The sequence below is a fragment of the Lentzea aerocolonigenes genome, assembly GCF_000955955.1.
In the GTDB taxonomy this organism is placed as follows: Bacteria; Actinomycetota; Actinomycetes; order Mycobacteriales; family Pseudonocardiaceae; genus Lentzea; species Lentzea aerocolonigenes_A.
Genome location: NZ_JYJG01000365.1, coordinates 1 through 13,506, shown reverse-complemented (window position 1 = coordinate 13,506; position 13,506 = coordinate 1). Strand labels below are relative to the sequence as shown.

General features: G+C 67.9%; 13 protein-coding genes. 7 read left to right on the top strand and 6 right to left on the bottom strand.

What is annotated here, in order from left to right; all coding sequences use genetic code 11:
- Positions 1-1,464, top strand: a 1,464-nt coding sequence (locus UK23_RS38470) for a discoidin domain-containing protein (RefSeq protein WP_156213696.1), incomplete at its 5' end; no start/stop codon positions are given.
- Here the strand turns inward: UK23_RS38470 and UK23_RS38465 are convergent.
- Complete coding sequence (locus tag UK23_RS38465) at positions 1,461-2,366, bottom strand: phosphotransferase (RefSeq protein ID WP_196778075.1); 906 nt, start codon at positions 2,364-2,366, stop codon at positions 1,461-1,463. The genes UK23_RS38470 and UK23_RS38465 overlap by 4 nt on opposite strands.
- A 292-nt stretch (positions 2,367-2,658) precedes the next feature.
- Here UK23_RS38465 and UK23_RS38460 point away from each other — a divergent pair, with 292 nt between their 5' ends.
- Genes UK23_RS38460 through UK23_RS38450 form a run of 3 tightly spaced genes read left to right on the top strand, consistent with a single transcriptional unit; the run spans position 2,659 to position 5,034 of the window.
- Positions 2,659-3,228, top strand: coding sequence for an RNA polymerase sigma factor (locus UK23_RS38460; protein ID WP_045316707.1), 570 nt, complete (start codon positions 2,659-2,661; stop codon positions 3,226-3,228).
- A complete protein-coding gene (locus UK23_RS38455; protein ID WP_045316706.1) occupies positions 3,225-4,067 on the top strand; it encodes a hypothetical protein in 843 nt (280 codons plus the stop codon). Before UK23_RS38460 ends, UK23_RS38455 begins: the two co-directional genes overlap by 4 nt.
- 52 nt (positions 4,068-4,119) lie before the next feature.
- Positions 4,120-5,034, top strand: coding sequence for an alpha/beta fold hydrolase (locus tag UK23_RS38450; RefSeq protein WP_045316705.1), 915 nt, complete (start codon positions 4,120-4,122; stop codon positions 5,032-5,034).
- Here the strand turns inward: UK23_RS38450 and UK23_RS38445 are convergent.
- Together UK23_RS38445 and UK23_RS38440 are read right to left on the bottom strand one after the other, a co-directional pair.
- The gene (locus UK23_RS38445) at positions 4,944-5,489 is read right to left on the bottom strand and encodes a hypothetical protein (RefSeq protein ID WP_045316704.1); all 546 of its coding nucleotides are present in this window, start codon (positions 5,487-5,489) and stop codon (positions 4,944-4,946) included. The two genes, UK23_RS38450 and UK23_RS38445, sit on opposite strands and share 91 nt — an antisense overlap.
- Positions 5,490-5,497: 8 nt before the next feature.
- Entirely contained in the window at positions 5,498-7,015 is a 1,518-nt protein-coding gene (locus UK23_RS38440) for a WS/DGAT/MGAT family O-acyltransferase (RefSeq protein WP_231114867.1), read from the bottom strand.
- Positions 7,016-7,236: 221 nt separating this feature from the next.
- On the opposite strand from UK23_RS38440, the gene UK23_RS38435 reads away from it, so the two are divergent.
- Positions 7,237-8,058: an esterase/lipase family protein gene (locus UK23_RS38435; RefSeq protein WP_052685420.1), complete on the top strand. Its 822-nt coding sequence runs from the start codon at positions 7,237-7,239 to the stop codon at positions 8,056-8,058.
- Position 8,059: 1 nt separating this feature from the next.
- On the opposite strand, the gene UK23_RS38430 is transcribed toward UK23_RS38435, so the two are convergent.
- Complete coding sequence (locus UK23_RS38430) at positions 8,060-9,436, bottom strand: glycoside hydrolase family 28 protein (RefSeq protein WP_045316703.1); 1,377 nt, start codon at positions 9,434-9,436, stop codon at positions 8,060-8,062.
- A 77-nt stretch (positions 9,437-9,513) separates the two neighbouring features.
- Positions 9,514-10,554 (bottom strand): helix-turn-helix domain-containing protein, encoded by a 1,041-nt coding sequence (locus tag UK23_RS54690; RefSeq protein ID WP_045316702.1) that lies wholly within the window; start codon positions 10,552-10,554, stop codon positions 9,514-9,516.
- A gap of 95 nt (positions 10,555-10,649) precedes the next feature.
- Here UK23_RS54690 and UK23_RS38420 point away from each other — a divergent pair, with 95 nt between their 5' ends.
- Positions 10,650-11,522 carry an alpha/beta hydrolase gene (locus tag UK23_RS38420; RefSeq protein WP_045316708.1) on the top strand — a complete coding sequence of 291 codons (873 nt, stop codon included), beginning with the start codon at positions 10,650-10,652 and terminating at the stop codon, positions 11,520-11,522.
- Complete coding sequence (locus UK23_RS38415; protein WP_045316701.1) at positions 11,519-12,475, top strand: serine hydrolase domain-containing protein; 957 nt, start codon at positions 11,519-11,521, stop codon at positions 12,473-12,475. Before UK23_RS38420 ends, UK23_RS38415 begins: the two co-directional genes overlap by 4 nt.
- On the opposite strand, the gene UK23_RS38410 is transcribed toward UK23_RS38415, so the two are convergent.
- Positions 12,451-13,362: a hypothetical protein gene (locus tag UK23_RS38410; protein WP_045316700.1), complete on the bottom strand. Its 912-nt coding sequence runs from the start codon at positions 13,360-13,362 to the stop codon at positions 12,451-12,453. The genes UK23_RS38415 and UK23_RS38410 overlap by 25 nt on opposite strands.
- Positions 13,363-13,506 lie beyond the last annotated feature (144 nt).

Here is a 13,506-nt window from a genome sequence, read left to right as displayed (position 1 = left end):
GAGGACACGCCGATCATGGACACGATCAGCAACGAGCAGAAGACCGGCATGACGCCTTCCTACGACTACCCGCAGGCGGTCTACACGGCGGCGCCGCGGCTGATCGAGGCGTGCTTCAAGCTGCCTTCCGGTGGTGCGTGGTGGTATTCGGGGTCGAACTCCACTGTCGACTACAAGCTGACTCTGGGCCGGTTGATCACGAACGCGGGGTCTGACGTCAAGGCGTTGATGGCCGAGACCGCGATGGTCAACGGCAAGTTCCCCTCGAACCAGGCCACGTTCAACAACTTCACCGATTCGTACCTGCGCGAGATCTGGGAGTCGATCGGCGGCACCGCCGGTGGCGGGTACCTGAACGGCGGCCTGAAGCCCGGGTTCTGGAACGACGGCGCGCACGGTGTGACGACCGTGTCCAAGGCCAACCCGAACCTCAACTACATCCACGTGATCACCAAGCCGTCCGGGTCCACGCTGAAGGTGCGGGACAACGGTTACAAGGTCTCGCGCGTCACGAACCTGCGGACCGGCGCGGTGGTGTCGTTCTCGCAGTCCGGTGGCACGCTGACGCTTTCCGGTGTGTCGTCCTGGGACCAGTACGACACGGTGTTCAAGGTCGAGACGGCCGGGCGTGAGGGGATCATTCCTCCGTCGTCCTACACGATGAGCGCGTCGGCTTCCGGTTCCGGCCACCCGGCTTCGGCCGCGGCGGACGGCAACTACCAGACCTACTGGGACGCAACGAGTGCGGGCACGGTGTCGCTGCGCTTCGACCTCGGCTCGGCTCGCAAGGTCTCGTACGTCGCCCTGAACCAGCGCGAGGACTCGACGACCTACCCGGCCTCGGGATCCGCGCGCATCAAGAACTACAACGTCTACACGTCCAACGACGGTTCCAATTGGACCAACGTGAAGTCCGGCTCGTTGCCGAACCACCGCGGTGTGCAGTTCATCGACCTGCCTGCTGGGACCACCGCGCGGCACATCCGGGTCGAGAAGACCTCGACGCAGGGCAAGGCGCAGCTGCGGATCGACGAGGCCTGGCTCGGGTCTTCGTATGCCGGTGGTGGCGGAGGCGAGCCCACGCCCGAGACGCGGTACGAGGCCGAGAACGGCGTCGTCACCCAGGGCGTCGTGGAGTCGAACCACGAGGGCTTCTCCGGCACCGGCTTCGTCAACTACGACAACGTTTCCGGTTCCGCGGTGGAGTTCAAGGTCATGGCCGATGCGGCGGGTCCGCGCACTGTGACGCTGCGGTTCGCCAACGGCACCACGGCGAACCGGCCGCTCGACATCTCGGTCAACGGCCAGCTGGCGGTGGACGAGCAGGCGTTCGCGGGCACCGGCGCGTGGACGACCTGGCAGTCGGTGACGGTGACTCTCGATCTGGCGGCGGGGGAGAACACGGTCCGGGCTGTTGCCACCACGGCGAACGGCGGACCCAACCTCGACTACCTGGAGATCTAGGCGGTCAGGGCGCGTTCGATGTTCTGCTCGGCGATTTCCCGCATCGCGGCGCGGTGCGGGAAATCGCCGTCCAGGAGCCTCAGCGGACCCTCCACAAGGGACAGGTACTGGGCCAGTCGATAGAGGCTCATGCGCTGTGGGTCCAGGCCTTTCACCGGTCGGTAGTGCCGGCCGAACCGCAGCTCCAGGAACACGTGCTCCCACTCGACGTCGAAGAACATCACGCCCTCGATGTCGATCAGCACAGGTCTGCCGTCGGCCACGAGAACGTGGTCGGGGCCGAGCTCGCCGTGGATCAGCCCGTATTCCGGCCGTGGCTCGATCGTCGCATGCCGTTGCCGCAGCTGGGTTTCGAGCCGTTCGCGCTCGGCGGCGATGCGCGGCACCCGCTCGCAACACTCCGCCAGGTGTTTGAGCGCTCGCTCCAGCACGACATCCGGCACGGGCGGCGCGTCCTCCGGCTGGAGCGCACTCGGGCGGCCGTAGCGCGGGCTCGTGCGCTGATGCACGGCTTGAAGGTCATCCCACAACCGTTCAAGCGCCTCAGTGTCGTGGTCGAGAAGCTTCTCCAGGAACTCGCCGCCCAGGTCCTCGACGACGATCGTGTCGCGGTCGACCAAGACGAGGCGCGGCACGCACGCGCCGGCCTCGGACAGCGCGGTGTGCGCTGTGAGGAACAGGTCGCGTCCGCTTGCGTTGCCGAACAACGGGTCGTGCTCGTGCGTCGGCCAATAGTCCTCGGACGCACGCCACACATAGGCGATGCCCGTCGTGCCGTCGTCGAGCGTCAGCCGGTAGACGCCCTTCTTGCTCCCGCCGTGCAGGCGGGTCACGTCGCGCAGCTCCCGCCCGTATGCCGCCTGCGCGATGTCCTTCAGGTCGGCGACCCCCAGATGTGCCACGTTTCGAGACGTTAGGGGGAGGTGCGTGAAACTGGTGCCAGCCGCGGGCTAGCCGGCCTGCTGAGTGGCGCACGAAGATCTGGTGTCAGCCGGCGGACTGGATGGTGCGTGGGTGTGTGACACCTGGTGCTGGCCGGGACCGGGTGGCCTGCGGGGTTGTGTGCTGGGGTGCGTGAAACCTGGTGGCAGCCTGTGTCAGGTGGCTTCGTGGGTTGTGCCGGGTTGCTGGGGGCGTGCGCGGGGTGCGTGAAACTGGTGCCAACATCGGCGAGGCGGGCGGACACGAACAGGTATGACGACCGAAGACGACCGCGCGCTGTGGTCGCAGGCCGCTGGGGGTAGTGCCCACGCCTTCGGAGTGCTGTTCGACCGGCACGCGAAGGCGGTCTACAACCACTGCTTCCGGCTGACCGCGTCCTGGGCCGAGGCCGAGGACCACCTGCAGGCCACCTTTCTCACGGCCTGGCGCAGGCGGGGTGACGTGCGGCTGGAGCGCGAGTCGGCGTTGCCGTGGCTGCTCACGGTGGCGACGAACGTGGTGCGCAACGAGCAGCGTTCCTTGAGCAGGCGGATCAAGAACCTGCGGCGGGTGGGGGAGGAGCGGCCGATGCCCGACCACGCGGACCTCGTGGCGGAGCGGCTCGACGACCAGCGGCGGATGAAGGAACTGCACGCAGCTGTGGAAGGGCTGCCGCGCAACGAACGTGAGGCGCTCGCGCTGTGCGTGTGGGCCGAGGTGTCGTACGCGGACGCCGCCGCGGTGCTCGGCATCACCGAGGGCAGCGTGCGGGCGCGGGTCAGCAAGGCCAAGTCCAAGCTCCAGCAGCACCGGGAGCTCGTGCACACCGGGGAGGACCGATGACCAGCATGCTTCCGCCCACTCGCGACCTGCCGCCGGGCCGCCACACGCAGATCCGCGCGGAGCTCGAACGTGCGGCCGGCGGGCGCGGGCGCTCCCGGCTCACCGTGCCGATCCTCGCCGCCGCGGCCGCGGTGTTCAGCGTGGCGGCGGGCGTGGTGTTGCTGCGGCCGGCACCTTCCGACCCGACGCCTCTCGTCCAGATCACATCGCCGGCTCCGACCTCCGCCCCGGTCGACTTCGGGGTGCCGCCGGAGACCGTCGCGGCGATCACGGAAGGGTGCGCGAAGGCGGGTGGGGTCGCCACGGCGACGCTGCGCCAGCTGGTGCTCGACGAGCCCCGGTGGGCGTTGCTCTACACCGACGGCGACGCATTGAGCTGCCACATCGGTGAGGGACGCGATGGATACAGCGTTTTCGCGATGAGGGGCGACACGAGGTGGCTGGCGGGGCACTTCTCGGTCGACGAGATGAGCTCCGCCGCGGGCGGCGACGCTCCGGGTGTCCAGCGCGGCGAGGCGGGGAAGCGCGGCTTCCACCAGGTCGGCGGGCGCGTCAGCGAGAGGGTCGCGCGGGTGACGCTCAGCGCCGACAACTTGGTTGTTGACGCCAAGGTCGTCAACGGCACCTATGCCGCGCGGATCTACTACCCGTCGACGTGGCGTTTCCCGGAGAACGGCCCGTCACCCGTCGTCCGGGTCTACGACGCGGCGGGGAACCTGCTCGGCAGCAGCGACACGTCGTGGCAAACGTGCTACCAGAACCCGCAGACCGGCGAGCTCGTCGGCAGCGTCCGGCAGCAGCCGACGGACCAGTGCCAGCCCGCGACGCCGTGGAAGTGAGGCCGCTAACGGCCGCTACCAACCGGTTGGTCTAAGCGACATACTGGTTGGTATGACGACTGTGGCGAACTTCGGCGGCACCAGCCACTACGCGGACCTCGACGGGCCCGTGCACTGGGTCGACTTCGGCGGACCGGACGACGGGCCGAAGATGGTGCTCGTGCACGGGCTCGGCGGCTCGCACCTGAACTGGGCGTTGCTGGCGCCGTTGCTCGCCCAGAAGGCGCGGGTCGTGGCCGTCGACCTGGCCGGGCACGGGCTGACGAACCCCGAGGGCCGCAAGACCACGGTCCAGGCCAACGCGGGGCTGCTCGGCCGGTTCATCGAGGAGATCGTCCAGGAGCCGGTCGTCCTGGTCGGCAACTCGATGGGCGGGATGATCTCCCTGTTCCACACGGCTTACCACCCCGAGCTGGTCAGGGGCCTGGTGCTGGTGGACCCCGCGCTGCCGATGGTGTTCGGGACGCGGCCGGACCCGACGATGCTGAGCACGTTCTTCATGTACTCGGTGCCGGGCCTCGGCGAGCGGTTCCTGGCCAAGGCCAAGACCGTCCCGGCGCGCCGGCAGGTCGAACGGCTGCTGGAGCTGGTCTGCGCTGACCCGTCGGGCATCCCCGAGGAGCTCAAGCAGGCGAGCGAGCACCTCATCGGCGAACGGGCCAAGGTCGAGGGGCTGGACACGGCGTTCCTCGCGGCCGCGCGCAGCACCGTGTTCACGACGTCGAAGCGCGGCGCCTACTACGCGGCGATGAAGAAGTTGCGGGTGCCGGTGTTCCTGATGAGCGGCGACCGGGACCGGCTGGTCAACGTGGCCGCCGCTCGTTACGTGGCCAGGAAGCATCCGCACTGGCGCTACGACGAGTACGCGGGCGTCGGTCACGTGCCCCAGATGGAGATTCCCGAGGTCGTGTCCGAGCGGGTCCTGGCCTGGATGGACGCCAACCGCTTGATCACCGAAGCGAGCTGACCGAGCGTGAGCCGCTCCCGCAGCACAGGGGCGGCTCCGGTCAGCACGAAATGATCAGAATGCTGCTCCACGCCGGTCAGCTGGATGCCGCGTGGCAGGTCCGGCACGGCGAACACGCGCGCCGGCAGCCACTTGTGCAGCTTGACGTGCAGGTCGGAACCGACCAACCGGACGGTCAACGGGAACCAACTGACCGGTTGTAACTCCGGAATGTCCGAAATATTCACTTCGACGCGGAACTCGACCGGCGACGACACCAGCGTCGCCGGCGGGTTCACGTGGACGTCGCGGCACACGACGGTCGCGCGGCGAGCACGCCAGCGCGACCACCGCACGTTCTCCAGCTCGATGCGGACGTCGTCGACCTGGCCGAGCGCCAGTCCGAGGGCGCCCAGCCGTGCGTCGAGTTCTACTACGGTCAGGTGCAGGTCGTGCGCACCCGCCTGAACCGTCACATCGTGTCTCAGGCCTTGGTCTCCGGCTTCACACCATTGGTCGTCGCCTTGGCAGGAGCCTTCACCGTACGTGGCTTGGGAGCGGGCTTCGACGCAGCCTGCACCGCGGCCTTCGCAGCAGCGGCCTTGGCCTCGGCCTTCTCCTCGGCCTCGGCGGCCAAAGCGACCATCTCGTCGAACCCGGCGCGGATGCCGTCGGCGAGCAGCTGCACGTCCGGCACCCCGTCGAAGTCCGCGTTGATGCCGAACGTGAACTTGTCCAGGTAGGAGAAGATGCCGACGGTGATCCGGATCGTCGACGCGACCGGCACGTACGGGAACATCTCCACCAGCGGGCGGCCGAGCATGTAGAGCGGGATCCGCGGGCCGGGCACGTTCGTGGTGACCGTCTGCAGGATCTGCTGCGGGAACCGCATCGCCGTGCGGGAACCCAGCGCCATCAACGTCGGCGCGGCGAAGTTCGACAGGTTCGTGATCACGTCCGCACCGGCGGCCTGACGCGAGCTCTTGAGGTCGTCCATCTGCGAGCGGATCGACGCGAGCCGCTTCACCGGGTCCGCCTCACCCACGGGCAGGTTCACCAGAACAGCGCTGACGCGGTTGTTCAGCTCGTTGTGCTGGTCGGACTTGCGCATCGACACCGGCACCATGGTCCGCACGACCATGCCCTCGGTCAGCTCGCCGCGCTTCTCCAGCAGATCCCGGAAACCACGCGTGATCGCGGTGAGGATGACGTCGTTGACCGTGCCACCGGCGGCAGACCGCACCTTCTTGATCTCGGCGAGGTTCGCCCGCGCCCAGACCCAGCGGCGGTGTGGCCCGATAGGACCGTTCAAAGAGGTGGCCGCACGCGTGACCAGGCGCCGCGCGGTACCGGGAAGAGAACCGAGAACGGTCTTGCCGAAGTCGAGGATCTCGTTGAGCGACCGCATGTTCCGCGCGATGGCGGGCAACGCGGAGAGGTGCTGCACGGGCGTCACGACGGCGTCGCGCACCCCGTCGACCACGAGGTCGAGCGTGGACGGCGTCGGGGTGGGCTTCCACTCCTTCGGCTCGGGCAGCGCGGTCTCCTGCTTGAAGTCCAGCAGCAGCTGCAGCATGTCCGTTCCGGACACTCCGTCGATCATGCAGTGGTGGACCTTGGAGATGATGGCCCAGCGGCCGCCTTCGAGTCCCTCGACGAGCCAGGCCTCCCACAGCGGCTTCTTGTCGTCGAGCTTCTGCGCGAAGAGCCGGCCCGCGAGGTTGCGCAGCTGGTCCTCGCCGCCCGGCGACGGCACCGCGGTGTGCCGCACGTGGTAGAGGATGTTGAAGTGGTCGTCGTCGACCCAGACCGGACGGCCGACGTGGAACGGCAGGGCCTTCACCTTCTGCCGATAGCGCGGCACCTGGTCGAGCCGCGACACGAAGAGGCGGATCACGTCGCCGTATGACGGCGCCGGGCCGTCGAAAACCAGGACGGAACCGACGTGCATGGGCACGTTCTCGTCCTCGATGAAGTAGAAGCCTGCGTCCAGTGAGCTCATCCGATCCACTTGAAAAATGGTAGAGCAGCTTTCCTTCTGAATCGACGTCCATGCAGGTGAGAGGCACTGCACACGTGTGAGGTTGCCAACGTGTTACCTGGACGTGGCGAATCGAGACTCGAAAGTACTGGCGAAAAGATCGTTCACGAAACATCATGGACTCACTGGGCAACGCCGCCCAGGGCGCCGGCTCGGGGTTGTCGACGTGTGGGGAGGCTCCTATGTCTGCCGTACCTTCAGACGAAGTCTTCGACTTTGCTGCTCCTGGTTCTCCCCTTCACCTCGTCAGAGGAAGCGCGCCGGGACTGTTCTGGTACCTCACCGAGCCCACCCGCTGCGCCCTGGACGTCGGCGAGTTCGTCGCCACCCGGTCGATGCTGCGCGGTGCGCCGGCGGGTGACGGTCACCCCGTTCTGGTGTTTCCCGGCCTCGGAGCCGCTGACTCGTCCACGGTGATGCTGCGCCGCTTTCTGTCCGGTTTGGGCTACCAGGTCAACCCGTGGGGCCTGGGGCGCAACATCGGTCCGACGCGCAAGGCCGTCGACGGCATGCACGCGTTGGTGAAGAAGGTTTCCGACGCACACGGCGGCCCGGTTTCCATCGTGGGCTGGTCGCTCGGCGGGATCTTCGCCCGCGAGATGGCGCGCGACCACCCGCACCGCGTGCGCCAGGTGATCACGATGGGTTCGCCGTACAACATGTCGGATCCCGTGCAGTCACGCGCGATGCCGGCGTTCGCGTTGTTCTCGCGGCTGCACATCCCGAAGGACGAGTTCCCGCCGCTGGAGTCGACCAGGCCGCCGATCCCGGTGCCCGCCACGTCGATCTACTCCAAGACGGACGGGATCGTCTCGTGGGAGTCGTGCGTCGAGGAACCGGGGCCGCGCAAGGAGAACGTCCAGGTGTCGTCCTCGCACCTGGGATACGGGTTCAACTCCACCGTCCTGTGGGTGGTGGCAGACCGGCTGGCGCAGGCGGAGGGCACGTGGGCACCCTTCGCCGCGCCGCCCGGGATGGCCCGTCTCTACCCGCGGGCCGCCTGACTCACTTCGTCATCGGCTTGCCGTTCGCCGTGACGTTGGTGAACTTCAGGCCGTCGACGTTCTTGACGGTGTTGGTGGTGGAGCTGACGGTGAACTTGGAGTCCTTCAGCTCCAACCCCTTCACGTGTTCCTGAGAGAGGCCGGACACGTCGAGCACCTTGGAAGCCTTGGTGCTGCTGCAGTTCGAGACGTAGAACGGGCCGAACTTCGGCACGTTGCCGCCCGTCTGCGAGTTGTAGGTCGTGGTCACGTAGACGAACGAGCGCTCGAACACGCCGGACACGCTGTCCAGGTTGATGTTCTGGGAGAAGCCGCCGCGCTTGGTGTTCGACTTGACGTACAGCGCGAACTTGGTGGCACCGACGCAGTTCAGCTTGTAGCCGTAGACGTTGCGGATGCCGCCGGTCTGCTCGGAGCCGCACGTGATGGCGCCCCAGTTGCCGTTCATGCGGCAGTTGACGACGACGAGGTTCTGGCACGGCACGTTGACGCGGCGGCCGTCCTCGTCGCGGCCCGACTTGATGGCCACGTTGTCGTCGTGGGCGCCGAGGTCGCTGTTGGCGATCACGATGTGGTCGCACGACTCCGGGTCGCACGCGTCGGTGTTGCTGGAGGCCGTCGACGGGTCGGTGTGCACGTCGTCGACCGTGACGTTCTTGCAGAGCGTGGGGTGGATCTGCCAGAACTTGGGGTTCTTCAGCGTGACGCCCTGGATCAGCACGGTGTCGCACGAGTACGGCTCGATGAACGTCGAGCGCATGTTCTTGCCAGAGCCGGGAACCACGCGCTTCTCGGGCGGAGTTCCCTTGGCCACCAACGACTCCAGGTACGCGCGGTCGCTGCCCTTGTTCCAGGAACCGGTGGCACCGGAGTCGAGGGTGCCGCGACCCGTCAGAGCGATGTTGGTCTGCTTGTAGGCGTAGACCATGGGGGAGCGGTTCATGCACTCGATGCCCTCGTAGCGCGTCAGCACCGTCGGGAACTTCGAGGCGTCACCGGAGAACTTGATGAGCACCCCGTCTTCCAAATGGAAGTCGACGTTGCTCAGCAGGTGGATCGCGCCCGTGACGTAGGTGCCCTTGGGGACGATCACGTGGCCGCCGCCGGCCGCGTTGCAGGCGGCGATGGCCTTCTTGAAGGCTTCGGTGTTGTCGGTCTTGTTGTCGCCCTTGGCGCCGTACGCGGTCGCGTCGAAGTTCTTGTCGGGGAACGACGGGAGCTTCGTGTTCCGCACGATCTCGTTGGCCGCGGGCCAGGGCAGTTCGGGGACCGCTGCCGAGAGCGGGACCGCGAGCGCGGTCCTGGCCAGCACCGGCGTGGCGATGGCGGCCACGACGGAGGCTTTCATCAGCAGTCGGCGGTTGATCCTGCCGTCCATTCGACGTCCTCTTCCACAGTGAAGGCAACGTTGAGCGGCGGCGTTTCAGAAAAGACTGTAAACGTTTGCGGTCCAGCTCACAACAGTCGGTGCGCGGCCAGCGCCAGGCGGATCCGTCCGACGTCTGACACGTCGAGGATCTTGCCGATCTGCTCCAGGCGGCGGGACACGCTGCTGTGGTGCAGGTGGAGGAGGTCGGCGGCACGGCGGAGTGACCCGGTGGTGCAGTAGGCGTCCAACGTTTCGAGGTCTTCTGCCGGCAGTTCGGAGAGGGCCGCGACGTCGGCGTTCGCGCGCAGGACGGCTTCGGGCAGGTGGGCGAGCAGTGCCAGCGCACCCAGATCCGGGTAGTGGACGACCAGCCTGCGCGCGGTGGTGAAGCGGAGCGCGGTCTGGGCTTCGACCCACGACCGGGCGGGGCAGCCGGGTGTGCCGGTACCGGCGCGGACGTCGTCGGGGAAGTCGCCGAGCCTGGTGGCCAGGATGGCGCCGACGCCGGCGATCTCGGCCGCCTTGACCGGGCGGGAGGGGCAGACGAGGGCGGCCAGGCGGTCCAGGGCGAGGGGGGAGCGGACCGCGGCGACCTGGACGGGCTGGTCAGGTGCAAAACCCAGCAGGCGCAAGGCTCTGGCGCGGCCCGCTTCGTCGCTGTCGGAGCTGATGACGAGCTCGACCAGGGCGGGGTCGGCCATGGTGGTGCGGGCGGGCCCGTAACGCTCGACGACGGCAGCGGTGGCGATGGCGAGGCGGTCGAGCAGGACCTCGTCGAGGTGGTGCGGCGGGGCTGGGCGGTGTGGCGGCGCGCCGGGTGGCTGCGGCGGGCCGGGGCGTTCCAGCCAGACGAGGCCGATCTCCTCTTCGTCCAGCGTGATCGCGGCGGTCGACGAGGGCGTGGTCGCGGGCTCGGGCGCGGGGGTGCCGGCGGGCGACATCCGGATCACCTTGCCGGTGCTGTGCAGGCGGATGCCCACGACGCACTCCGCGAGGCCGGCCGAAGCCCGTGCCAGCGCCGGGAGATCGACCCGGCGGCGCATCAGGGTGTCGTAGAACATCACGACGCGGATCGCGCCCTCGACGTGCGAGTCGAGGTTCGACAGCCGGGTCGCCAACGCCTCCATGCCGACGACGATAGCGACGATCGGCGCGCGACCGGACCGGATTGCGCGACGCGCGTCGGCTGAAGACCGGTCGAGATCTCGCGAGGATCAACGGCATGGATCCCGAGTTGGAAGCGTTCGTCCCGTTCTTCCCGAAAGCCGACCTGACCGACGTCGAGAAGGAGCGCCAGTTCCTCGCCGAACTGGCCGCGGGCATCCCGGCCGAGGACGTGGAGTTCGAGGACCTCGTCGTGCCTGGCGACCCCGACGTGCCGATCAGGATCTACCGGCCGCACGAGGCGCACGGCACGGTGGTCTGGATGCATGGTGGCGGTTGGTGCATCGGCGACGTCGTGACCGAGCACCCGTGGGCCTCCAGGGTGGCTGCTCGTTCCCAGGCGACGGTGATCTCGGTGGGATACCGGTTGTCGCCGGAGAACCCGTTCCCGGCCGCGCTGGACGACTCCTGGACGGTGTTGCGGTGGGCGCACGAGAACTGCGATGACCCGGACCTGCTCGCGGTCGCCGGGCACAGCGCGGGAGGTGGGCTGGCGGCGGCGCTGGCGTTGAAGTCACGTGACGAGCAGGGGCCGCCGATCCGGTTCCAGCTGCTGCACCAGCCGGGCCTCGACGACCGGCTGACCACGTGGTCGGCGCGGCACTTCACCGAGACGCCCTGGTACAACCGCGCCAAGGCCGGGCAGGCGTGGGCGCACTACCTGGGTGGGCAGCCCGCGACGGCCTACGCGGCACCCGCGCGTGCCGAGGACCTGTCGGATCTGCCGCCCGCCTACATCGCGACGGCCGAGTTCTGCCCGAACCGCGACGAGGACATCGCTTACGCGGTCCGGCTCATGCAGTCGGACGTCCAGGTCGAGTTGCACCAGTGGCCCGGCACGTTCCACGGGTCGCAGGCGCTCCTCTCGGCCGATGTGTCGCAGCGCCAGTTCATGGAGATCGGTGACGTGCTGAGGAGGGCCCTGACATGAGAGCCGAGCTGGAGGCGATCCACCAGGCCGGAGTTCCTGGTGTGTGGGCGGAAGTACGCGATGAGCGCGGGGTGTGGCAGGGTGCCGCGGGGGACGCGTCGCCGGGTGTGCGGCACCGGATCGGCAGTGTCACCAAGACTTTCACGGCCGCGGCGGTGATGTTGCTGGTGGAGCGGGGGAAGATCGGGCTGGACACGCCGGTGCACGGTGACGCCACGGTCCGGATGCTGCTGAACATGACCAGCGGGCTCGCGGACTACCGGTTCCTCGCGTTCCCGTCGCTGCTGGAGGGGTCGGCGCAAAGCCTTGACGACAACCAGTTCCGGCACTTCTACCCGCGTGAACTGATCAAGCTCGGGGTCGATGCGCCGAGGGTGGAGCCTGGCGTGTACTCCAACACGGGGTATCTGCTGCTGGGACGGCTGATCGAGCGGGTCACGTCCACGACGGCCGAGCGGTGGATCACGCGCAACGTCATCGAAGCGGCCGGGTTGCGCAACACGATGTTCCCGACCGGGTCGCGGATCGAGGGGCCGCACGTGCCGATGTACGAGGCACTGTTCGGGCTGCTCGACCCGCCGCGCGACTACAGCGTCTACGACATGTCCTGGGTCGGGGTGTCGGCGTCGTTGATCTCGACGGTGGAGGACCTCAACACGTTCTTCGCGCAGCTGCTCGACGGCAAGATCGTGTCGCGGGAGTCGTTGCGGGAGATGCAGAAGACGGGCCCGGTGGTGGCTTTCGACGGCTCGACGGTCCAGTACGGGCTGGGGCTGCACCGGCACGGCGAGTTCTGGGGTCACGACGGGTCGGTGTGGGGCGCGGGCACGTGGTCGTTCCACAGCGCGGACGGCAAGCGACAGGTGTCGCTCGCCGTCAACCTCCAGCGCTGGAACAACCCCGCGATCGACGAGGCGCTCGCGGCGTTTCAGCGGAAGGCGTTGCGCGTGTAGGTCAGGCTGAAGCTGCCCTTGTTGGAGAAGTACTTGTCGACCAGCATCGCCGGGTCGGTCGCCATGAAGCCCTTGTAGATCGCCCCGTCGTTGTGGTCGTCCCAGCCCCAAGCCGTGTTCGCGGCGTTGTCCTTGCCGTTGTCGCCGCGGAAGGTGCCGAACGACGCGTACGTCTCGGAGTTGTTGCGGCGGGCCCACATTCCGTTCGCCGCGAACGTGTCCACCAGGCGGTAGCCGACGTTCCGGTCGTTGCCGCCCGACGGGACTTCGCCGGTGGCAGCGGGGTGGTAGACGACGCCGTCGCCACCGGGGAAGTTGTTGCCGTCCCAGCGGTAGAGGCCGTGGCCCTTGGCTTCCTGGCGGGTCGTGGGGCGGCCGTTCTGCAGGAGCAGCGTGCCGTCGATGGTCTCGGCACCGTTCTGGAACGTCGACCCGGCCGGCACGTAGGAGTAGAAGTCGCTGTGCGCCACCGTGACCGCGGCTTCGAGCTTGCCGAACCCGCTGTCCTTGCGGACGGTCAGCAGCACGCCCTCCATGTCGTTCTCGTGGGTGGTGGTGCCGAACGGGTCGGGCTGGTCGTCCCAGTCGCGCGGGTGGAAGAAGCTGTAGGTGAGGAACCAGTGCGTCGACGTCTCCACCACCGAGTAGTAGGAGGCACCGGTGAGCTTGCTGAGCTGGGTCTGGTTCTCCCAGTTGTTCAGGGTGTTCCAGTCGCCGTCGAAGTCCACAGTGGACAGGTAGTCGGCGTCGTAGTCGGAGGAGTCGGTGTCCTGGTAGTGGACGGGCGCCCAGTGGAACGCCAGGTCGTAGTCCGTCACGGCATGGGCCGGTGCGGCGGTCGCGGTGATGAGAGCGACGGCCAGCAGGGTGGCGCGGATCGTTTTCACGGTGCCGAACCTAGTGGTGTGGCTTGGAACGTTGCCGGGGGAATGCGCGGTCAGACTGCCGCGAGGTGCCCTGCTGAGCGTGGATTACCTCGCCAACGTGCCGAGACGCGCCACTAGTAGTGCTTTGTTGGGTCAGCAAGAACC

Bases quoted from the DNA above. Each gene is read 5' to 3' on its own strand.
- UK23_RS38430 (WP_045316703.1), bottom strand. From the start codon at position 9,436: ATGGACGGCAGGATCAACCGCCGACTGCTGATGAAAGCCTCCGTCGTG.
- UK23_RS38415 (WP_045316701.1), top strand. From the start codon at position 11,519: ATGAGAGCCGAGCTGGAGGCGATCCACCAGGCCGGAGTTCCTGGTGTG.
- UK23_RS54690 (WP_045316702.1), bottom strand. From the start codon at position 10,554: ATGGAGGCGTTGGCGACCCGGCTGTCGAACCTCGACTCGCACGTCGAG.
- UK23_RS38455 (WP_045316706.1), top strand. From the start codon at position 3,225: ATGACCAGCATGCTTCCGCCCACTCGCGACCTGCCGCCGGGCCGCCAC.
- UK23_RS38450 (WP_045316705.1), top strand. From the start codon at position 4,120: ATGACGACTGTGGCGAACTTCGGCGGCACCAGCCACTACGCGGACCTC.
- UK23_RS38440 (WP_231114867.1), bottom strand. From the start codon at position 7,015: ATGAGCTCACTGGACGCAGGCTTCTACTTCATCGAGGACGAGAACGTG.
- UK23_RS38460 (WP_045316707.1), top strand. From the start codon at position 2,659: ATGACGACCGAAGACGACCGCGCGCTGTGGTCGCAGGCCGCTGGGGGT.
- UK23_RS38420 (WP_045316708.1), top strand. From the start codon at position 10,650: ATGGATCCCGAGTTGGAAGCGTTCGTCCCGTTCTTCCCGAAAGCCGAC.
- UK23_RS38435 (WP_052685420.1), top strand. From the start codon at position 7,237: ATGTCTGCCGTACCTTCAGACGAAGTCTTCGACTTTGCTGCTCCTGGT.